Origin of the sequence: Leifsonia sp. P73 (assembly GCF_051059105.1) — a bacterium.
Lineage (GTDB): Bacteria > Actinomycetota > Actinomycetes > Actinomycetales > Microbacteriaceae > Leifsonia.
The window spans coordinates 1001877-1022552 of the sequence record NZ_CP194931.1 but is presented as its reverse complement, the minus strand read 5'-3'; the positions used below and the strand labels follow the sequence as shown (position 1 = coordinate 1022552).

Genomic DNA, 20676 nt, shown 5'->3' with positions numbered 1-20676 from the left:
GAACCGATGGCGGGGGACCAGCGAAAGGACAACGACCATGATCGAGATCACGGGACCCCGCGTGACGGGGACCGACGACATCCTGACCCCGGAGGCGCTCGCCTTCGTCGACCACCTGCACCAGGCCTTCGCCGCGCGCCGCCAGGAGCTCCTGCTGGAGCGCCAGCGCCGCCGCGAGGAGGCCGGCAACGGCCGCGACCCGCGCTTCCTCTCCGCCACCGAGGCGATCCGCGAGGACCCGCACTGGCGCGTCGCCGGCGCCGGCCCGGGCCTGGAGGACCGCCGCGTGGAGATCACCGGCCCGACCGACCCGAAGATGGCCATCAACGCCCTCAACTCGGGCGCCAGGGTCTGGCTCGCCGACCAGGAGGACGCGACCAGCCCCACCTGGGCGAACGTCATCGGCGGCCAGCGCACCCTGCATGACGCGGTCCGCGGCCAGCTCGCCTTCACCAGCCCCGAGGGCAAGGACTACCGGGTCACCACCCCGCACGAGCACACGCCCACCATCGTGATGCGGCCGCGCGGCTGGCACCTGGTCGAGAAGCATCTCGCGTTCACCGACCGGGCAGGGCGCACCGCCCCGGCCAGCGCCTCCCTCACCGACTTCGGCCTGTACTTCTGGCACAACGCCGAGGAGCTGGTCGCGTCGGGCCGCGGTCCGTACTTCTACCTGCCGAAGCTGGAGTCGCACCTGGAGGCGCGACTCTGGAACGACATCTTCGTCTTCGCCCAGCAGCGGATCGGGATGCCGGTCGGCACGGTGCGGGCGACGGTCCTGATCGAGACCATCCCGGCCGCGTTCGAGATGGAGGAGATCCTCTTCGAGCTGCGCGACCACTGCGCCGGCCTCAACGCCGGCCGCTGGGACTACATCTTCTCGATCATCAAAACGTTCCTCGGCCGCGGCAAGCGCTTCGCGTTCGGCGACCGCAGCGGCATCACGATGACCGTCCCGTTCATGCGGGCGTACACCGAGCTGCTGGTCGCGACGTGCCACAAGCGCGGCGCCCACGCGATCGGCGGGATGAGCGCCTTCATCCCGAACCGTCGCGACGCCGAGGCGACCGAACGCGCCCTCGCGCAGGTCGCGGACGACAAGCGCCGGGAGGCCGGCGACGGCTTCGACGGGACCTGGGTCGCCCATCCCGACCTCATCCCGACGGCGCTCGCCGAGTTCGACGCGGTGCTCGGCGACCGGCCCAACCAGGTCGCCCGCCTGCGCGAGGACGTCCACGTCACCGCCGCCGACCTGCTCGACGTCACGACGGCGGGCGGCACCGTCACCGACGCGGGCGTGCGCTCGAACGTCTCCGTCGCCCTCCGCTACATCGAGGCCTGGCTGCGGGGTACCGGCGCCGTCGCCATCGACGGGCTGATGGAGGACGCCGCGACCGCGGAGATCTCCCGCTCGCTGCTCCGGCAGTGGATCGAGAACCGGGTCGTCACCGCCGAGGGGACGCCGGTCGACCGCGCGCTGGTCGCCGGGATCCTGGCCGAGGAGTGCATGCGGCTCAGTGCCGCGGCGCGCACCGCGGGAGCGCCGGACCGCTTCGACGACGCGGCCGAGCTGCTGGCCGAGGTGTCTCTCGCGGAGGAGTTCCCGACCTTCCTGACGATCCCCGCGTACACCTGGTTCCTGGTGGACGAGGCGGAGCAGGTCGAGGAGGAGCTGGCGCCGGCCGTCTGAACCGGGCGTGGCCGGCGTCGACGGCTGTGGTTGCCGTCACCGGGGGTGGTGCTCGAGATATCTCTCGAGCACCACCCCTTGATTCAGTTCCGGGTCGCGCGCGCCGACCAGCAGCGTGACGACCGGATGCGTGTCGCCCAGCTCGCGGAGCTGGGCCACCGCCAGGTTCGCGTCGAGCTCGGCGTCGTACCGCTCGGTGAACTCGTCGAACAGCGGGGACTCGTGGTGGAACCAGCGGCGCAGCTCGGTGGAGGGCGCGACGTCCTTGAGCCAGAGGTCCACCTTGGCCTTCTCCTTCGTGAGGCCGCGCGGCCACAGCCGGTCGACCAGCACGCGGAGGCCGTCCTCGACGGCGGGCGGGTCGTAGACGCGCTTGACGCGATAGACCATGACGGGCCTCCTACAGCATCGTGAGGGTCGGCTCCTCGTGGGTGCCGACCGGGAAGTGGGCGAGGAAGACGACCCCCTCGGGGCCGGCGTCGAACCGGGCGATGCGGGCGCCCTCCTCCTCGTAGAAGGTGTCGCCGGCCTCCAGGGTGACCACGGCCCCGCCTTCGACCTGGTAGAGGGCGGAGCCGCGCTCGATCGAGCCGACCACCGGGCCGTTGTGGAGGTGGAGGCCGCCCACGACGTCCGGCTGCATCGTGATGCGGCGGGTCTGGATGCGGCCGACCGGGCGCGGGTTGGCGAGGGTGACGTCCTGCACGACCTCCCGCTCGACCGCCCTGATCTCCTCGGTCGGCTGGGCCTCTTCGGCGCTCACAGCGGCGCCAGCAGTGCGTCGCGGAGGCCGTCGCTGATCCCGGGCGGGACCTCCACCGACACGCCCAGCGCCTGGATGGCGCGGCTGAAGTAGTTGCGCGCCGCGGCGGCCAGCGTGATGTCGACGATCTCACGATCGGTGAAGCCGAGCTCGCGCAGGCGCAGCGAGTCGGCGTCCGTCATGGCCGCGGAGTCCTCGCTGACCCGCTTCGCGTAGTCCATCATCGCGACCTCGGCCTCGCTCAGGCCGGCGTCGTGGAAGTCGCGGGCGACGGCCTCCACCGCGTCGGCGTCCATGACCGCGAGGGTCTTGCGGCCGTGCGCGAGGCGGCAGTGCTGGGAGTGCGTTCCCTCGGCGGCGGCGAGGGTGACGAGCTCGAAGCGCCGCACGCCGAGCTGGGCGATGATCGCCCGGACCAGCTGCTCCCAGGCGCGGTACGCCTCGGGGTTGAACGCCATCACGCGCGTGTATTCGGCCACATAGCCGAGGTCGCGCTCGTCCTTCGCGTAGATCTCGGCGACGTCGCCGGTGGCGTCCCCGGGGTCGGGGGTCTGGATGATGGTCACGGCTGCCTCCTCGCGTCGCCCGAGGTCGTTGGGGCGCGGCCTCCATGCTCTCACCGCGGCAGCGGCCGTGCCAGAGCCGCCACCCCTCAGCCGAAGGGCACGTCGTTGTCACTTTTCGCGCTCGAAAGTGACAACGACGTGCCCCTCGGCGGTGGCGTCAGTGCGCGAACGCGGCCTCGGACGGGGCGTCGGCGGGCTTGCTGATGAAGAACGAGCCGACCACCCCGAACAGCGAGATGATCGCCGCCGCGAAGAACGCCGCGCGGATGCCTCCGGCAGTGGCCGCGTCGAGCGAGGCGCCGCCCGCCGCCAGGGCCGCGGTCTGCGCGGACAGCACCGCCACCAGCAGCGCCGTGCCCGCCGCGCCTCCGACCTGCTGGATGGTGCCGAGGATGGCGCTGCCGTGCGAGTACAGGTGCGGGGGCACCGCGCCGAGGCCGGCCGTGAACAGCGGCGTGAACATCAGTGCCAGGCCGAGGCTCATCGTGATGTGCGCGATGAGCACGAGGTAGATCGGGGTGGTCTCGGTCACCATCGTCAGCCCCCACATCACCAGGCTCACCAGGATCGCCCCCGGGATCACCAGCGGACGCGGTCCGATCCGGTCGTAGAGCCGGCCGACGAACGGCGCCGCGAGGCCCATCACCAGCCCACCGGGCAGCAGGAGCAGTCCGGTGCCGAGCACGTCGAGGTGCAGCACGTGCTGCAGGTAGAGCGGCAGGACGATGATCACGCCGAACAGCGACGCCGTCGTGATCGCCATCAGCACGATCGCGACCGTGAAGATCGGGCTGCGGAACGTCCGCAGGTCGAGCAGCGCGCGGTCCTTGCGCTGCAGGAGGAGCTGCCGTGTGATGAACGCCGCGAGCGCCACCACTCCGACCGCGAGCGAAGTCCACAGGATCGGCTCGTTGGCCGCCGCGGCCGGGCCGGTCTCGCCGCTCAGGGTGAGGCCGTAGACGAGGCCGCCGAATCCGAACGCCGAGAGGATGACCGAGAGCACGTCGACGCGGCTCTTGCGGGTCTCGGTGACGTTCTCGACGAACTTGATGCCGATCAGTAGCATCACGACGGCGATCGGCAGCACGATGAGGAAGATCCACCGCCAGGCCAGGAAGTTGAGGATGACGCCCGAGATGGTCGGGCCGATCGCCGGCGCGACCGAGATGACGATCGACACGTTGCCCATCGTCCGTCCGCGCAGCGCGGGCGGGACCAGCGTCATCAGCGTGGTCATCAGCAGCGGCAGCATGATCGCGGTGCCGCAGGCCTGGATCACGCGCGCGACGACGAGGATGCTGAACCCCGGCGCGAGGGCGGCGACCAGCGTGCCGAGCGAGAACAGCGACATCGCGGCGATGAAGACCTGGCGGGTGGTGAAGCGCTGCAGGAGGAAGCCGGTGATCGGGATGACCACGGCCATCGTCAGCATGAACGCGGTGGAGAGCCACTGCGCGGCGAGCGCGTCGATGTGGAGGTCGTCCATCAGCTTGGGGATGGCGACGCTCATGATCGTCTCGTTGAGGATCACGACGAACGTGGCGGCCAGCAGCAGCCAGATGACGCGCTGATCGCGCGGCGCGATGCGCGGCTGGGCCGCGCCTGCCTGGGACTCACCGAGCGCTCCGGTGTCGATGGCGTCGGCGGGCGCAGGTGAGGTCTTCTCAGTCACCGGTCCACACTATCCACGACCCCCGACATCGTGGGTTTCGAACAGATGAACTCGCCCTCCCGTTCACTCTCCGCGTAACCGACGCACAGGATTCGTGCCGAATGGCGCGAATGCGGCGACGAGAAGCGCCATTCGGCACGAATGTCGCTTCATGGTTTCAGGGGCGAGGCCGCGCACCTCGCGGACGGCCTCTGCCACCGCGGGGGCGACGGCGACGAGGGCGTCCTCGGTGACCTCCGGTCCCCAGGAGAACCGCACCGCCGTGCGGGCCACGTCCTCGTCGTAGCCGAGCGCGAGCAGCACGTGCGACGCGTCCTCGCTGCCGGCCGCGCACGCTGAGCCGCTGGAGGACACGATCCCGCGGCGCTCCAGCTCCAGCAGCACCGTCTCGCCGTTGGTGCCGGGGAACACGAAGGAGGCCGTGCCCGGCAGCCGCGCCGACGCGTGGCCGGTCAGCTCCGCGCCGGGGGTCTGTGCCAGCACCGCGGCCGTGAACGCGTCGCGCGCCGCCGTGGCGCGGGCGGCGTGGGCCTCCCGGTCGCGCATCGCGAGCCGTGCGGCTGTGGCCAGCGCGACGACGCCCGCGACGTTCTCGGTGCCGGAGCGGCGCCCGCGCTCCTGGCCGCCGCCGTGGAGCACCGGCTCGAGCGGGAGCCTGCCCCGCACGTACAGGGCCCCGATCCCTTTGGGCGCGCCGATCTTATGCCCGGAGACGCTGAGCGCGTCGACGCCGAGCGCGCGCACGTCGAGCGGGAGCCAGCCCGCCGCCTGCACCGCGTCGCTGTGGAACGGCACGCCCTGCGCGTGGGCCAGCGCCGTCAGCTCCGCGATCGGCTGGACGGTGCCGACCTCGTTGTTGGCGAGCATCACGCTGGCGAGCGTCGTGTCCGGCCGCAGCGCCGCTGCGAAGTCGTCGGGGGAGACCAGCCCGTCGCGCCCGACAGGGAGGTACGTCGCCTCGAACCCGTGCACGCGCACCAGGTAGTCGACGGAGGCCAGCACCGCCTCGTGCTCGATCGGCGTGGTCACGAGGTGCCGGCCGCGCGGGGCGCCCAGCGCGATCCCCTTGACTGCGAGGTTGTCCGCCTCGGTGCCGCCCGAGGTGAAGACGACCTCCGACGCCCGGCAGCCGAGCCACTCCGCGACCGTCGCGCGCGCGGCGGCCAGGGCGCGCGCCGCCGACTCGCCGACCGCGTGGTGGCTCGACGGGTTGCCGAAGTCGCCGGTGAGGTACGGCCACATCGCCTCCAGGACCTCCCGGCGCACCGCGGAGGTCGCGGCGGCGTCGAGGTACAGGGTGGACGTCATGCGTTCTCCAGCACCACGTCCAGGCCGAGGTCGAGCGAGCGGACGCTGTGCGTGAGCGCGCCGGACGAGATGACGTCCACCCCGGTCTCCGCGATGTCGCGCACGGTGGCGAGGCTGACGTTGCCGCTGGCCTCCACGATCGCCCGGCCGCCGACGATCGCCACGCCCTCGCGCAGCTCGTCCAGCGTGAAGTTGTCGAGCATGATCGTGTCCACCCCGGCGGCGAGCACCGGCTCGATCTGGTCGATGCGGTCCACCTCGACCTCCAGGTGCGTGGTGTGCGAGAGCTCGGAGCGCACCCGGCGGAGGGCGTCGGTCACCGACAGCCCGGACTGCGCGGTGAGGATGGCCAGGTGGTTGTCCTTGGCCATCACCGCGTCCGAGAGCGAGTAGCGGTGGTTGTGCCCGCCGCCGCTGCGCACGGCGTGACGCTCGAACGCGCGCAGGCCCGGCGTAGTCTTGCGGGTGTCGACGATGCGGGCGGAGGTGTGCGCCACCTCGGCGACGAAGGACGCGGTGAGAGTCGCGATCCCCGACATCCGCTGCACGAAGTTCAGCGCGACGCGCTCGCCCTGCAGCACCGAGCGGGCGGGGCCGCTCACCGTCGCGAGCGTGTCGCCCGCCTCGAAGGCGTCGCCGTCCGCGACGGCCAGGTCGACCTCGATGGCGGGGTCCGTCAGCGTCATCGCCGCGGCGAACACCGCACCTCCCGAGAACGTGCCGGGCTCGCGCGCGGAGAGGCGCGCGGTGGCATATGCCGTTTCGGGAATGAGCAGCTCGCTGGTCAGGTCTCCCCACGGCGCGTCCTCGGTGAGAGCGGCTCGGACGACGTCGTGGATGATCTGGCGGGTCAGCATGGAACGGTCACCTCGGTAGGAACGGACAGCGGAGCGAGCACGGTGTGGCGGGGCGTGCGCGCGGCCGGCAGCGGGAAGTCGGAGCGGAAGTGGGCGCCGCGCGACTCCTCGCGCGACAGGGCGGACGCGACGACGAGGCGGCCGAGCTGCAGGAGGTTGGCGTCCTCTCCGGGCGCCGGCTCGCGCAGGGCGGCCAGCGCGCGGGCGGCGCGTTCGAGGCCGGCACGGTCGCGGTGCAGACCCGCGCCGGTCCAGAGGACGGACTGCAGCCGCGCGCGGTCGAACGGCTCGTCGCCCTCCGGGAGCTCCACCGCAGCCGAGGCGGCCCGGCTCGGCTCCGCGACCCAGGCGGGCGGCTCCGGCCACGTCTCGCCGATGGCCTCGGCCGCGCGGTGTGCGAACACCAGACCCTCCAGCAGCGAGTTGGAGGCCAGCCGGTTGGCGCCGTGCGCCCCGGTGCAGGCGACCTCCCCGACCGCGAACAGCCTGGGGAGGCTCGTGCGGCCGTGGACGTCCGTCGCGACGCCGCCCATCGCGTAGTGCGCGGCGGGCGTCACGGGCACGGGCTCACGGGACCAGTCGATCCCGGCCGCGCGGCACGCGGCGTCGATGGTCGGGAAGCGGTGCGCGAGGAAGTCCGCGCCGAGCGCCGTCGCGTCGAGCACGACCGGGAGGCCGTCCTGCGCCGCCATCTCGACGGCGATCCCGCGGGCGACGACATCGCGCGGCGCGAGCTCGGCGTCCGGGTGCACGTCGAGCATGAACCGCTCGCCGCGCGCGTTGCGGAGCACGGCGCCCTCGCCGCGCACGGCCTCCGACACCAGGAAGGTGCGCGAGCCGCCGTCCGCTGCCGGGAGCCGCAGCGCGGTCGGGTGGAACTGCGTGAACTCCAGGTCCGCCAGCAGCGCGCCCGCCCGGTAGGCGGCCGCGACCCCGTCGCCGGTCGCGATCTCCGGGTTCGTCGTGTGCGCGTAGAGCTGTCCCCAGCCGCCGGTCGCCAGGACGACCGCGTCGGCGTCGAGCTCGACGTCGGTTCCGCCGGCCAGTCGCAGCGCGACCCCGGAGGCCGCGCCGTCCGTCACGAGCACGTCCCGGAGGAACGCCCCGGTCACCACGCGGATGCCGGCGGCGCGCACAGCCGCGTCCAGCGCCCGCTCGATCTCGGCGCCGGTCGCATCGCCGCCCGCGTGCAGGACGCGTGCGCTGGAGTGCGCGGCCTCCAGCCCGCGGGCGAGGCCCTTTCCGTCGCGGTCGAAGGCGACGCCGAGCGCGATCAGCTCGCGCACCCGTGCCGGCCCGTCGCCGCAGAGCGCCTCCACGGCCGCCACCACATTCAGGCCGGCGCCCGCGCGCAGCGTGTCAGCCACGTGCTCGGCCACGCTGTCGTCGGAGAACACGGCGGCGGCGATCCCGCCCTGCGCGTACCGGGTGCTGCCGTCTTCGACACCGCCCTTGGTCACGATCGTCACATCGTGACGCTCGGCCGCCCGCAGCGCGGCGACGAGTCCGGCGATCCCGCTCCCGACGACGACGACGCGGGCCATGTCAGGCCGCCATCGTGGTGTCCGGCCGGGCGGCGAGCATGCGCTCCAGCGCCACCCGGGCGGGCGCCGCGACCTCGTCGGCCACGCGCACCTGGTTCACGACCTCGCCGCGCACCAGGCCCTCCAGCACCCACGCGAGGTAGCCGGGGTGGATGCGGTACATGGTCGAGCACGGGCAGACCACCGAGTCGAGGCAGAAGATGGTGTGCTGCGGGTACTCCGCCGCCAGCCTCTGCACCAGGTTGATCTCGGTGCCGATGGCGAAGGTGGAGCCCGCGGGCGCCGCCTGGATCGCCTTGACGATGTAGTCGGTCGAGCCGTACTCGTCGGCGGCGTCCACGACCTCCATCGGGCACTCGGGGTGCACGATCACGCGGACGTCGGGGAACTCGGCGCGGGCGTGCTCGATCTGGCCGACCGTGAAGCGCTTGTGCACCGAGCAGAAGCCGTGCCACAGGATGACCTGCGCCTCGCCGAGGGACGCCTCGTCGTTGCCGCCGAGCGGCTTGCGCGGGTTCCACAGCGGCATCCGCTCGACAGGGACGCCCATCGCCTTGGCGGTGTTGCGGCCGAGGTGCTGGTCCGGGAAGAACAGCACGCGCTGGCCGCGCTCGAACGCCCACTGCAGGACGGTGGCCGCGTTGGACGACGTGCAGACGATGCCGCCGTGCTCGCCGCAGAACGCCTTGAGCGCCGCCGACGAGTTCATGTAGGTGACCGGGATGACCGGGACGCGGCCGTCGGCGTCCGGCTCGGTGCCGTACAGCTCCTCCAGCGCCTCCCAGCACTCCTGCACCGAGTCGAGGTCGGCCATGTCGGCCATCGAGCAGCCGGCGGCGAGGTTCGGGAGGATGACGTTCTGCTCCGGCCGCGACACGATGTCCGCGGTCTCGGCCATGAAGTGCACGCCGCAGAAGACGATGGTCTCGGCCTCCGGGCGCGCCTTGGCGAAGTTGGCGAGCTGGAACGAATCGCCGACGAAGTCCGCGAACTGCACGACCTCGTCGCGCTGGTAGAAGTGGCCCATCACCGCGACGCGGTCGCCGAGGGTCGCCTTGGCGGTGCGGATGCGCTCGGCGAGCTCCTCCTTGGATGCGGTGCGGTACTCCTCCGGCAGTTCGCCCTGCTTGGGCGCGAACGCGGGGATCGGGTCGTCCTGCGACGCGCCGGGACCGTACGACGGTGGAGCGGAGTCGAACAGCCAGGGCCCGTCGACGAGTTCCGGGGCGCAGGTGGCGCCGTCGATGCTGCCGCTCGAGATGAGCTGGATGGTGGTGTCGACCGATGCGATGGTCATGACTGCTCGCTTTCCGGGGTGGGACGGGGTTGGCGCAGCCCGAAGGGCGGCTGCTGCCGGGGGAGCGGCCCCGCGTCGGCGAGGTCGATCGAGTCGTTGTAGCGGTACAGCCGGGGCGGCCGGTGCCGCGTGCCGGTCAGGTAGTCGCCGGTGGCGACGACGGCGCCGGAGGACTCGATGGTCCGCCGGAAGTTGGCCGGGTCGAGCGGGCGGCCGAGCACCGCCTCGTGCACCTCGCGGAGCTGGGCGAGGGTGAAGCGCTCGCCGAGGAACGCGTGTGCGATCCGGGAGTACTCCATCTTGGTGCGCAGCCGCCAGAGCGCGTACTCGACGATCAGCTTGTGGTCGAACGCGAGCTCGGGGAGGTCGTCGGCCGAGAACCAGCCGACGTTCTCGCCGGAGGTCGCGGCCTCCGCCTCCGCGCTGCCCACGAGCGCCCAGTAGACGATGGAGACCACGCGCTCGTCGCCGGGGGAGCGCACAGCGTCGCCGAAGGTGTAGAGCTGCTCCAGGTAGCGCGGCGAGAGACCGGTCGTGTCGCCGAGGGTGCGTGAGGCCGCGTAGGCCAGGTCCTCGCCCACCCGGAGCGGGCCGCCCGGCAGCGCCCAGCATCCCTCGAACGGCGCCCGGATGCGGCGCACGAGCGGCAGCCAGACCTGGGCGCGACCGCCGGTCAGCTCGTCGGAGCGCAGCGCGAAGATGACCGTCGACACGGCGAGCATCGCACTCGCGCGTTCGTGCTCGGCCATCGCGGGCCTCCCGTCCGACTAAAGGTCACCGTGACCCTAAGTTGCGGACCATCTTAGTGTCATGGTGACCAGAACGCAAAATTCAGCCCTCTCCGATGAAATTGATATCGAAAATGCTTTTACTCTACGATAGGTTCCTTATGAACAGCCTCACTTCACGGGTGCGCCACGGGGCGGGGGTCGCGGTAGCCGCACTCGCGCTCGTCGCCGCGACGGTCGCCGCCGCCCCGGCTCAGGCCGCATCCGAGTACATCTATCCGACCCACTCACGACAGGTCTCCGACACGTTCGCGGATCATGTGAAGCGGGGATCGTCCAACCCAGGCACCGACTACGTCGTTCCGGTCGGCACCTCCGTCCAGGCTGTCCGCGCCGGCACGGTCACGATGGCCGGCTGGTACGGCGACGGCGGCAACACCGTCCGCATCGACCACGGCGGCGGCATCGTCACGGAGTACCTCCACAACAGCGCGCTCCTCGTGAGCAACGGCCAGCGCGTCCAGCAGGGCGAGTCGATCGCGCGCTCGGGGAACACCGGCAGCTCCACCGGCCCGCACCTGCACATCGTCCTGCGCATCAACGGCGTGAACGTCGACTTCGAGAAGTACGTCGGCACGGGCTCGTCGGCCCCCGTCAGCAGCAGTGCCCTCACCTACGCCGCCGTGCTCGCCGACGGAGGGACGGCGATCGCCAAGGACGACCTGTACGGTTCGTGGACCACGCTGACGGGCGGTGTCGAGAAGATCGTCGTCGCTCCCACCGCCGCCGGCCCGGTGATCGTCGTGCTGCTGAAGAACGGCACCGTCCTGAGCAAGCACGGGCTCGGAGGCACGTGGACGACTCAGACCTCCGGCGCCCGCGCCATCGCGCTGACCGCGGACGAGACGACCGGGGTGTCGCTCGCTGTGCTCCTGTCCACGGGGACGTTGATCGCGAAGACCGGGCTGAACGCGCCGTGGGTGACGCTGACGTCGGGTGTCAGCGACGTCTCGATCGCCAGCGACCCGGTCCACGGACTGACGGTCGCGGCGGTGATGGGCGACTCGGTGGTCGTGAAGTCGGGTCTGTTCGGCGGCTGGGTTCCGATCGTCAGTCCGGCCGTGCGCGTGGCCGTCGCCAGCGACCCCGCCAACGGTCCGACCTTCGTCGCGCTCTCCACGACGGGCGCCGTCTGGGCGAAGACCGGCATCTCCGCGCCCTGGGTGACCCTGACGTCCGGCGCGACGTCGATCGCTGTGGCGAGCGATCCGTCGACGGGACCGACTGTGGGCGCTGTCCAAACCAACGGCGACGCGATCGTCAAGTCGGGCACGCTGTACGCGCCCTGGGTGGGCGTCGTCAGCCACGCGAAGGAACTGGTGATCAACTCCGACCCGGGTCGCGGTCCCACCATGATGTATCTCTCCACCGAAGGAGGCGTCGCGGTCAAGTACGGCATCGGCGGCACCTGGACGCAGATCACCAGCGGCGCGACCGATATCGCGCTTCCGTAGGCACCCCTCCGGGATGGGTCGTCGCGCGCAGCGCGGCGGCCCATCCGTCCGTTATGCTGGCCGAGTCAACTGAATACCGGGCCAATCAGGCCGATGCGGGAGAGCCGAGCGCGCGAGCGGGCGGCACCGAAGGAGCAATCCTCCCCGACAATCTCTCAGGTACGCGTACCGCATCGGACTGGCCACTCTGAAAAGCAGGGCATTTGCGCCCTCGCCCACGGTGAAAGCCGGCGCCCGCAGCAGCGGTCGCGGTGAAACTCTCAGGCCGGATGACAGAGGGGGAGTTCTTCACACGGAGCGCACAGCGCGCTACCGTTCATCCCTCCGGCGACGGCCGGCGAACGGAGAACTCATGAGCTCGCACGACAGCCAGACCAACGACGCAGGGACCGCTGCGACGGAGCGCACCTCCCCGCTGCACGACGCCCACACCGCCGCGGGCGCGTCTTTCACCGACTTCGCCGGCTGGCAGATGCCGGTCCGCTACTCCAGCGACCTCGCCGAGCACCACGCCGTCCGCACCGCGGCCGGGCTGTTCGACCTGTCGCACATGGGCGAGATCGTCCTCATCGGCCCGGAGGCCGCCCAGGCGCTCGACTACGCCCTCGCCGGCAAGCTGTCGTCGCTCGCGCTCGACCAGGCGAAGTACAGCATGCTGCTCTCCCGCGCCGGCGGCATCCTCGACGACCTCGTCGTCTACCGCACCGGCGACGACCGCTACATGGTGGTCGCCAACGCCTCCAACCGGGAGGCCGTGGCCGAGGAGCTGCGCGACCGCACCGCCCCGTTCGACGTGGAGGTCTACGACGAGAGCGACGACATCGCTCTCATCGCCGTGCAGGGTCCCGCCGCGCTCAGCGTCGTGCTCGCCACCCCCGGCTTCCACCTCGCGGACGACGACTTCGCCCAGCGGGTCACCGACCTCAAGTACTACTGGAGCATCCCGGCCGAGTTCGAGACGCACCCGGTGCTCGTCGCCCGCACCGGCTACACCGGTGAGGACGGCTTCGAGCTCTACACCGCCCCGGACAACGCGCGCGCCCTCTGGGACGCGCTCTTGGAGGCCGGCGCCGCCCAGGGCCTCGTGCCCGCGGGCCTCGCCAGCCGCGACACGCTGCGCCTGGAGGCCGGCATGCCGCTCTACGGCCACGAGCTCGGCCTCGACACGATGCCCGCCCAGGCCGGCCTCGGCCGCGTCGTCAACCTCGCCAAGGACACCGACTTCGTCGGCCGCGCCGCCAGCGAAGAAGGCCCGGACGCGGAGGCGCGCGTGCTGGTCGGCCTGATGGGCCAGGGCAAGCGCGCCGCCCGCGCGGGCTACCCGGTCGTCGCCCCCGCCGTCGACGGCGCCGACGAGGAGGTCGGGGTCGTGACCTCCGGCGCCCTCTCGCCGACGATCGGCGTCCCGATCGCGATGGCCTACGTCGCGCCGCGGTTCGCCCGGCCGGGCACCGAACTGCACGTCGACGTGCGCGGCACCAAGCTCCCGTTCACCGTCACCGCCCTCCCCTTCTACAGCAGAAAGAAGCACTGACCATGGCCTCAGAGAAGGACCTGAAGTACACCGCCGAGCACGAGTGGCTCCTCGTCGAGGGTGACACCGCGACGGTCGGCATCACGAGCTACGCGGCCGAGAAGCTGGGCGACGTCGTGTTCGTCGAGCTCCCCGCGGAGGGCAGCGACGTTGCCGTCGGCCGCGTAGTCGGCGAGATCGAGTCCACCAAGTCGGTCGGCGAGCTGTTCGCCCCGGTCGACGGCACCGTCGCCGAGGCCAACCAGGCCGTGGTCGACGCGCCCGAGCTGGTCAACAGCGACCCGTTCGGCGAGGGCTGGCTCATCAAGGTGACCTTCAGCGCCCTCCCCGACGGCCTCCTGTCCTACGACGAGTACAAGGCCCTCACGGGCGAGTAAGGCAACCGCTAGACATGAGCGACCAGTTCCAGACGCGTCACATCGGCACCGACGGGGACGCGCAGCGCACGATGCTGTCCGCCCTCGGCTACGAGACAGTGGAGGCCCTCGTCTCCGCCGCCGTGCCGGACTCCATCCGCATCGCCCCGGGGCGCGTCTCGGCGCTGCCCGCTGCGATCAGCGAGCGCGCGGCCCTCCGCGAGCTGCGGGCGCTCGCCGCGCGCAACACCGTGAACCGCAGCCTGATCGGCCTCGGCTACTACGGCACGATCACCCCCGCGGTGATCAAGCGCAACGTCCTGGAGAACCCGGGCTGGTACACCGCGTACACGCCGTACCAGCCGGAGATCTCCCAGGGGCGCCTGGAGGCGCTCATCAACTTCCAGACGATGGTCTCCGACCTGACCGGGCTGGACACCGCCAACGCGTCGATGCTCGACGAGGGCACGGCCGTGGTCGAGGGGATGCTGCTGGCCCGCCGCGCCTCCAAGGCCGCCGGCGCGACGTTCGTCGTGGACGCCGACACCTTCCCGCAGACCCTGGCCCTGCTGCGCAACCGCGCCGAGGCCGTCGGCATCGAGCTGGTCGTGCTCGACCTCGCCGCCACGCCCGCCGACGCGCCGGAGCTGCAGGAGGCCTTCGGCCTGTTCGTGCAGTACCCCGGCGCCTCCGGCCGGGTCTGGGACCCGTCCGCGGTGATCGCCACCGCGAAGTCCGCCGGCGCGGTCGTCGTGGCCGCCGCCGACCTCCTCGCACTCACGCAGCTCACCTCGCCGGGGAGCTCGGCGCGGACGTCGCGGTGGGCACCAGCCAGCGCTTCGGCGTCCCGATGGGCTTCGGCGGCCCGCACGCCGGCTACATGGCCGTCCGCAAGGGCCTGGAGCGTCAGCTCCCCGGTCGCCTGGTCGGCGTCTCGCAGGACGCGATCGGCAAGCCCGCCTACCGGCTCACGCTGCAGACCCGCGAGCAGCACATCCGCCGCGAGAAGGCGACCTCCAACATCTGCACCGCCCAGGTGCTGCTCGCCGTCATGGCTGCGATGTACGCGGTGTACCACGGCCCGTCCGGCCTGCGCGCAATCGGCCGCCACGTGCACCTCTCGGCCGTCGCCGTCGCTGACGCGCTGCGCACCGCCGGCGTGGAGGTCCGTTCCCGTTCGTTCTTCGACACCCTCGTGGTCGAGGTGGACGACGCGGCGACGGTCGTCGCGCGCGCCCATGAGCGCGGCCTGCTGCTGCACGCCGTCGACGCCGGCCTGGTCTCGCTGAGCCTGGACGAGGAGACCGCCGCCGACCTGCGCGACGGCATCTTCCCGCTCGGCGACCTCATCGAGGTGCTCGGCGGCACGGTGGAGGGCGACGCGGCGCTCGCGTTCGGCTCCGAGCCGTCCTTCGACGCCGCGCTCACCCGCACGTCGGACTTCCTCACGCACCCGGTGTTCTCCACGCACCACTCGGAGACGGCGATGATGCGCTACCTCCGCCAGCTGCAGGACCGCGACTACGCGCTCGACCGCGGCATGATCCCGCTCGGATCGTGCACGATGAAGCTCAACGCGGCCACCGAGATGGAGGCCGTCACCTGGCCCGAGTTCGCCGCGCTGCACCCGTTCGCCCCGGCGGCGGATGTGGCAGGCTCCCTGGAGCTCATCGACCAGCTCGAAGGCTGGCTCGCGGACGTCACCGGCTACGACACCGTGTCGCTGCAGCCGAACGCGGGCAGCCAAGGCGAGCTCGCCGGCCTCCTCGCCATCCGCGGTTACCACCGCTCGCGCGGCGACGACCAGCGCACGGTCTGCCTCATCCCGCAGTCGGCGCACGGCACCAACGCCGCGTCCGCGGTGCTCGCCGGGATGAGCGTCGTCGTGGTCGCGACCGACGACCTCGGCAACGTGGACCTCGACGACCTGCGCGCGAAGATCGCGGCGAACGCCGACACCCTCGCCGCGCTGATGATCACCTACCCGTCGACGCACGGCGTCTACGAGCACGAGGTCGTCGCGATCACCTCCGCCGTGCACGAGGCCGGGGGACAGGTCTACGTCGACGGCGCCAACCTGAACGCGCTCCTCGGCTACGCCCGATTCGGCGACTTCGGCGGCGACGTCAGCCACCTGAACCTGCACAAGACCTTCTGCATCCCGCACGGCGGCGGCGGCCCCGGCGTCGGCCCGGTTGCCGCGAAGGCCCACCTCGCGCCGTTCCTGCCCGGCCACCCGCTCGCCCAGGACGCGACGCACGTGCTCGTCGGCGCGGACGGACCGGACGGCCGCATCGAGCACGGCGGCGGCCCGGTCTCCGCGGCCCCGTACGGCAGCCCGAGCATCCTCCCGATCTCGTGGGCCTACGTCCGGATGATGGGCGCGCAGGGCCTCGCGGACGCCACCGGCGCCGCGGTCCTGTCGGCCAACTACGTCGCCGCGAAGCTGCGCGAGCACTTCCCGGTGCTGTATGCGGGCGACAACGGGCTCGTGGCGCACGAGTGCATCCTCGACGTCCGCCCGCTGACCGAGCGCACTGGCGTGACCGTGGACGACGTGGCCAAGCGCCTCATCGACTACGGCTTCCACGCGCCGACCATGTCGTTCCCGGTCGCGGGCACGCTGATGGTGGAGCCGACCGAGAGCGAGGACCTCGCGGAGCTCGACCGCTTCGTCACCGCGATGATCGCGATCAAGGCCGAGGCCGACGCGGTCGCCGCGGGCGACTGGCCGGCCGACGACAACCCGCTGCGCAACGCCCCGCACACCGCGGAGTCGGTCGCGACCTCCACCTGGGACCACGCCTACAGCCGCGAGCAGGCCGTCTACCCGGTGCCGACGCTGGTCCGGAACAAGTACTGGCCGCCGGTGCGCCGCATCGACCAGGCCTACGGCGACCGCAACCTGTTCTGCGCGTGCCCGCCGCCGGAGGCGTTCGCGTAGTCCCGACGCGGGACACCACTCGAAACCGCCGAGCCACGGATCGTTCGTGACTCGGCGGTTTCGTTTGCGTGCGGAAATGCTTGCAAAGCGTCAGGTAAAAAATTCTAACTGGTGTGATTCCATACTGGCAGTGTTAGCCTGATGCTCATGACGGGGGCACTTGCGCGAAGCCGGATGGTGATGATCGCGTCCGCGCTCGTGCTGCTTTCGACCGGCTGCGCGAGTGGAGGCGATGACGTGAGGATGCAGACCAATCTTGCGAATCAGCGGAAGGCGGCCATCGCATTCCTCGAGACGCAGGGCGGTGTGGAGAAGATCAAGTTCACGCGGGAGGGCGGGCTGTCGGGCTTCGGAGCGCCTTGGGCAGTCAATGCAGTGGTCACGGTGAACGGTGAGGACTACAACGAGATATTGGGTATCGAGAGGTACTCCCGGATAGGCAACCCCTTGCCAACCATTCCTCCTGCGACAGCGCCTGCACCCGTGACTGTGATCTACAGCGATGAGTCATCCGAGGTGATCGAGTGACGTCGACCCGCACGCGTCCCCTGATTGCCGCGATAGGGGTCGCGCTCGCAATGAGTTTGGGTGGCTGTGGGTTAGGGGGAAATGGCGTGAACAAGGCAACGAATCTTGCGAATCAGAGAAAGGCTGCGGTCGCGTTCATCGGTGACAAGCGAGGTGTGCAAGAGATCGCGTTCACCCGAGAGGGTGGGCGGTCAGGGTTCGGTGCCCCGTGGGCAGTCAATGCAGTGATCACAATGGGTGGGCACGAGTATCAAGCCATTCTTGGAGTCACTTCGGGCTCCGGGGTATCGGAACCGCTTCCAATCATTGGCGTAGAGGATGCGCCGACCGCAGTTTCAGTGACGTACAGCGATGGCAGTTCCGAGGTGATCGAATGACAACCGCCGAGGACTACGCGTCCATCGCTGCTAGGTCTTACACGGTGGACCCGCTGGAGCAGAACCCATCGCCGGTGATTGGCGACGATTTCCAGAGCGCTGATGGCAAGCAGAAGTTCCAGGTCTACGACACCGCCTCCGACCCCACCACCGGCTTCCAAGGCATGGCCGTCGTCCCGATCATCGACGGCGTCCCCGACCACTCCCAGGTGTTCATCGCGTTCGCCGGCACGAACCCCGACGACCGCGCCGACATCGTCGCGGACCTGGTCTCGGTGGTGGGGCGCAGAACGGGGAGGGCACCCAGGTCGCCGAGGCCGAGAAGTTCGCGGAGCGGGTTCAGCAGAGGCTCACGGCGGACGGGCACTCGGGGGCGCGGATCGAGACGGTGGGGCATTCCCTCGGCGGGTTCGTCGCCCTGTATGTCGCCGCGGAGAACCACTGGTCGTCGACCACCTTCAACGCCCCCGACCCATGGGACGTACTGTCCCCGCAGGCGAAGGAGTGGGTCCGGGCGGAGCGCAAGCACGGGCGGCCTCCGCTGACCAACTACGTGAACCGGTTCGATCTGATCGGGAACTTCCTCGGTCACGGCACCGGCGCGGGCCTCTTCGTCGACGACGACCTGTGGAAGGGCGTGATCGAGCATCACGACCTGGGCGACGCGTTCGACTTCGATCCCTTCGGCGCCATGCTCGGGCTGGGCGGGGAGGGCCTGACCATCGAAGAGCTGGCCGAGTTGGCCGACATCGCCAGTCCCGGTCAAGGACAGCCGCTTCGGGTTCTCCACGGGGTCGTGTCGGTCGTCAACGGGGTGAGTGCGGTCACCGCGGGCGCGGCGCTGTCCGGTCTCGTCGTCGCCGTGGACACGGTGGGGGCGCTGGGGCTGGCGTCCAGCGTCGGCGGTGTCGCATGGCACCTCGGGACGATCAAGGACGTGAACAATGGACTCGTTCCCGCGATGACCACGGCGCTGACGGACGTGAAGACCGCCGCCGCCCAGCTGTATCCGTTGGTGACCGAGGCGGACATCGAGGAGTGCGTGCGAGCGCACGAGCTTCAGGTGGAGAAGAACATCGACGAGTCGGCGGTCGTGGCTGTGAACGACCTCGTGGATGAGCACATCGACATCGTGGGGCGGATCTCGCACGGGATCATGAACACGGTCAGGAACGCAGCGGCGCAGGACGCGCGGTGGGCGCAAGCCTACGTATCGGGTCCGATGGGAGGTTCGTGATGTCGTGGCTGGGCGACCTCATCGATGATGCGGTGAAGGATGTGGCGAACACGGTGGACTCGACGATCCACGCGATCGACGGCGCCGTCCATGAGGCGGCGAGGAGGATGCTCGACGCGGCCCTTCCGCCGATGGTCCACGCGCAGTACGCAATCGTGAAGGGCGGCAACTGGGTGGCCATGGAGGGAGCCGTCACCGCGGTGAACGTCACCCTGCGCGGCGCCGACGTCGCTGCGGCCCTCTCCGGGGCGGTCGAGGAGAAGGTGACGACGGGTCTCGCGCGCATCGCGGCGAACAACGACTACGCCCGCGGCGTGCAGAGCATCACACCATGACGCAGAACGAACACCGCACCCGGGGCGAGCTGGAGGAAGCGCAGCGCGAGGAGAGCGCGACCGCGCTCCGCCGCATCGAGCAGGCCGACGAGTACGTCTCCTACTACCGGTCGAGGATGCGGTCGCTGGAGGAGGGCTTCTTGGACCTCGCCTCCCGATTCGGCGCGACGGACGACCCCCGCTTGAGAGCGGTCTACGCGGAGGTCTCGCGCGAGGCCGACGAGAACGTGCGCGCGGCTGGGGCGGTGGTCGCTCGCCTCGATGACGACTACCGCGAACTGCAATCGCGACACGCGCGCGAGATCGAGAGCTTCCGCGAGAAGGACTAACCGAAGATGTGCGGGAACAGCGCCACGGCCAGCGGATAGCCCACGAACGAGACGATGTCGATGATGACGTGCGCGACCACCAGCGGCATGACCCGGCCCCAGCGGGTGTAGCACCAGCCGAAGACGACGCCCATGATCGCGTTGCCCACGAACGGCCCGAAGCCCTGGTACAGGTGGTAGCTGCCGCGGAGCAGGGCGGCGGCCACGATGATCCACCATTTGGTCCAGCCGAGCTGGCGCAGCCGGGTGAACAGGTAGCCGACCACGATCACCTCCTCCTGGAGGCCGGCCCGCAGCGCGGCGAAGACGAGGATCGGCACCGTCCACCAGTGCGTGTCGAGCGGCGACGCCTGCACCTGCACCGTCAGGCCGAGCACCCGGCCGAGGGCGTAGAACAGGATCCCGGGCACGCCGATCACCAGGAACAGCAGGAGGCCGCCGCCGAGGTCGCGGCCCGGCCGGCTCAGGTCGAAGCCGATCCGGCGGAACCCGGTCCGCCCCGGCTGCCAGAGCAGGAAGATCACCAGCGCCACCGCGAACAGCGGGAACGCGTTGTCGAGGAACTGGTAGAGGAAGTCGAAGACCTGCCGGCTGGACTGCGACGGGTTCACCTGGGCGGTCTGGTCCGACAGGGGAGTGCTCTGCGTGGAGCGGTCGATGATCGTGACGATCGAGTAGACCGCCGACTGGCCGAGCGACAGGCCGAGAACGATCGCGACCTCCCACCACAGCCGCGGCCGTTCCGCGCGATCGACGGGTGTTTCGCCGGTCCAGGTGGGTGGAACGGGCGTGGTTCGACCCGTCCGGACCGCTTCAGTGCTCATATGTGCATCCTGCCAGGCCCGGGCGGCCTCGGCGGAGAGCACACGCCTCCGTGAATCCGGCCCGTGAAACGAGGGAACTGCACGGTTTCTTGCGTTTCACGCTCGTGGACCACCGAATTCGTGGCGTGGACGCAATAATCCACCGACTGAGTTACCACTGTGTAACGTTTTCCAGCCCCATTTTGCATTCACCCTCAACGGTACTTAGGGTCAGTCTTATCCCGCGGGGCACGGGGCTCTCGCACGCCCGTGCTACCGCACACTTCGCACAGG

At 70.7% G+C, this 20676-nt stretch carries 20 protein-coding genes, 1 pseudogene and 2 riboswitches; of the genes and pseudogenes, 10 read left to right on the top strand and 11 right to left on the bottom strand.

The features are described from left to right. The first annotated feature begins 37 nt into the window (after window positions 1-37). Window positions 38-1690 carry a malate synthase A gene (gene aceB / locus ACQ86L_RS05160; protein WP_434317954.1) on the top strand — a complete coding sequence of 551 codons (1653 nt, stop codon included), beginning with the start codon at window positions 38-40 and terminating at the stop codon, window positions 1688-1690. A gap of 36 nt (window positions 1691-1726) precedes the next feature. Here aceB and ACQ86L_RS05155 read toward each other — a convergent pair whose 3' ends face one another. From ACQ86L_RS05155 to ACQ86L_RS05115, 9 genes are all read right to left on the bottom strand, one after another. Further along, window positions 1727-2080 carry a DUF488 domain-containing protein gene (locus ACQ86L_RS05155; protein ID WP_434317953.1) on the bottom strand — a complete coding sequence of 118 codons (354 nt, stop codon included), beginning with the start codon at window positions 2078-2080 and terminating at the stop codon, window positions 1727-1729. Window positions 2081-2090: 10 nt separating this feature from the next. Next, the gene (locus ACQ86L_RS05150; RefSeq protein ID WP_434317952.1) at window positions 2091-2453 is read right to left on the bottom strand and encodes a hypothetical protein; all 363 of its coding nucleotides are present in this window, start codon (window positions 2451-2453) and stop codon (window positions 2091-2093) included. After that, the gene (locus ACQ86L_RS05145; protein WP_434317951.1) at window positions 2450-3019 is read right to left on the bottom strand and encodes a peroxidase-related enzyme; all 570 of its coding nucleotides are present in this window, start codon (window positions 3017-3019) and stop codon (window positions 2450-2452) included. The genes ACQ86L_RS05150 and ACQ86L_RS05145 overlap by 4 nt, the downstream gene beginning before the upstream one ends. A gap of 157 nt (window positions 3020-3176) precedes the next feature. Further along, window positions 3177-4691: an MDR family MFS transporter gene (locus ACQ86L_RS05140; protein ID WP_434317950.1), complete on the bottom strand. Its 1515-nt coding sequence runs from the start codon at window positions 4689-4691 to the stop codon at window positions 3177-3179. Window positions 4692-4754: 63 nt separating this feature from the next. Further along, complete coding sequence (locus tag ACQ86L_RS05135) at window positions 4755-5999, bottom strand: cysteine desulfurase family protein (protein ID WP_434317949.1); 1245 nt, start codon at window positions 5997-5999, stop codon at window positions 4755-4757. Beyond that, window positions 5996-6856, bottom strand: a complete 861-nt coding sequence (gene nadC / locus ACQ86L_RS05130) for a carboxylating nicotinate-nucleotide diphosphorylase (protein WP_434317948.1) — start codon at window positions 6854-6856, stop codon at window positions 5996-5998. The genes ACQ86L_RS05135 and nadC overlap by 4 nt, the downstream gene beginning before the upstream one ends. Then, on the bottom strand, window positions 6850-8400 hold the full coding sequence (nadB, locus tag ACQ86L_RS05125; protein WP_434317947.1) for an L-aspartate oxidase: 1551 nt from the start codon (window positions 8398-8400) through the stop codon (window positions 6850-6852). Before nadB ends, nadC begins: the two co-directional genes overlap by 7 nt. Before the next feature lies 1 nt (window position 8401). Further along, window positions 8402-9697: a quinolinate synthase NadA gene (gene nadA, locus ACQ86L_RS05120; protein ID WP_434317946.1), complete on the bottom strand. Its 1296-nt coding sequence runs from the start codon at window positions 9695-9697 to the stop codon at window positions 8402-8404. Beyond that, a complete protein-coding gene (locus ACQ86L_RS05115; RefSeq protein WP_434317945.1) occupies window positions 9694-10446 on the bottom strand; it encodes an NUDIX hydrolase in 753 nt (250 codons plus the stop codon). Before ACQ86L_RS05115 ends, nadA begins: the two co-directional genes overlap by 4 nt. 140 nt (window positions 10447-10586) lie before the next feature. Here ACQ86L_RS05115 and ACQ86L_RS05110 point away from each other — a divergent pair, with 140 nt between their 5' ends. From ACQ86L_RS05110 to ACQ86L_RS05085, 6 genes and pseudogenes are all read left to right on the top strand, one after another. Beyond that, the gene (locus ACQ86L_RS05110; protein WP_434317944.1) at window positions 10587-11939 is read left to right on the top strand and encodes a M23 family metallopeptidase; all 1353 of its coding nucleotides are present in this window, start codon (window positions 10587-10589) and stop codon (window positions 11937-11939) included. Window positions 11940-12025: 86 nt separating this feature from the next. Further along, a riboswitch (glycine riboswitch) is annotated at window positions 12026-12120 on the top strand. Window position 12121: 1 nt separating this feature from the next. Beyond that, window positions 12122-12222: riboswitch (glycine riboswitch) on the top strand. A gap of 69 nt (window positions 12223-12291) precedes the next feature. Continuing rightward, the gene (gene gcvT, locus ACQ86L_RS05105) at window positions 12292-13473 is read left to right on the top strand and encodes a glycine cleavage system aminomethyltransferase GcvT (protein WP_434317943.1); all 1182 of its coding nucleotides are present in this window, start codon (window positions 12292-12294) and stop codon (window positions 13471-13473) included. Window positions 13474-13475: 2 nt separating this feature from the next. Then, window positions 13476-13850, top strand: a complete 375-nt coding sequence (gene gcvH, locus ACQ86L_RS05100; protein WP_434317942.1) for a glycine cleavage system protein GcvH — start codon at window positions 13476-13478, stop codon at window positions 13848-13850. A 14-nt stretch (window positions 13851-13864) separates the two neighbouring features. Next, a pseudogene (gcvP, locus tag ACQ86L_RS05095) lies at window positions 13865-16773 on the top strand (aminomethyl-transferring glycine dehydrogenase). Window positions 16774-16920: 147 nt separating this feature from the next. Then, a complete protein-coding gene (locus ACQ86L_RS05090; protein WP_434317941.1) occupies window positions 16921-17301 on the top strand; it encodes a hypothetical protein in 381 nt (126 codons plus the stop codon). An 86-nt stretch (window positions 17302-17387) separates the two neighbouring features. Beyond that, the gene (locus tag ACQ86L_RS05085; RefSeq protein WP_434317940.1) at window positions 17388-17678 is read left to right on the top strand and encodes a hypothetical protein; all 291 of its coding nucleotides are present in this window, start codon (window positions 17388-17390) and stop codon (window positions 17676-17678) included. A 124-nt stretch (window positions 17679-17802) separates the two neighbouring features. Here ACQ86L_RS05085 and ACQ86L_RS05080 read toward each other — a convergent pair whose 3' ends face one another. Next, the gene (locus tag ACQ86L_RS05080; protein ID WP_434317939.1) at window positions 17803-18045 is read right to left on the bottom strand and encodes a hypothetical protein; all 243 of its coding nucleotides are present in this window, start codon (window positions 18043-18045) and stop codon (window positions 17803-17805) included. Window positions 18046-18066: 21 nt separating this feature from the next. Between ACQ86L_RS05080 and ACQ86L_RS05075 the strand changes: the two genes are divergently transcribed. From ACQ86L_RS05075 to ACQ86L_RS05065, 3 genes are read left to right on the top strand one after another with little or no spacing between them, the layout of a single operon-like run. Continuing rightward, complete coding sequence (locus ACQ86L_RS05075; RefSeq protein ID WP_434317938.1) at window positions 18067-18915, top strand: hypothetical protein; 849 nt, start codon at window positions 18067-18069, stop codon at window positions 18913-18915. Further along, the gene (locus ACQ86L_RS05070) at window positions 18915-19250 is read left to right on the top strand and encodes a hypothetical protein (protein WP_434317937.1); all 336 of its coding nucleotides are present in this window, start codon (window positions 18915-18917) and stop codon (window positions 19248-19250) included. Before ACQ86L_RS05075 ends, ACQ86L_RS05070 begins: the two co-directional genes overlap by 1 nt. Further along, entirely contained in the window at window positions 19247-19579 is a 333-nt protein-coding gene (locus ACQ86L_RS05065; protein WP_434317936.1) for a hypothetical protein, read from the top strand. The genes ACQ86L_RS05070 and ACQ86L_RS05065 overlap by 4 nt, the downstream gene beginning before the upstream one ends. Here the strand turns inward: ACQ86L_RS05065 and ACQ86L_RS05060 are convergent. Beyond that, on the bottom strand, window positions 19576-20403 hold the full coding sequence (locus ACQ86L_RS05060; RefSeq protein WP_434317935.1) for a CPBP family intramembrane glutamic endopeptidase: 828 nt from the start codon (window positions 20401-20403) through the stop codon (window positions 19576-19578). The two genes, ACQ86L_RS05065 and ACQ86L_RS05060, sit on opposite strands and share 4 nt — an antisense overlap. Between the last annotated feature and the right edge of the window lie 273 nt (window positions 20404-20676).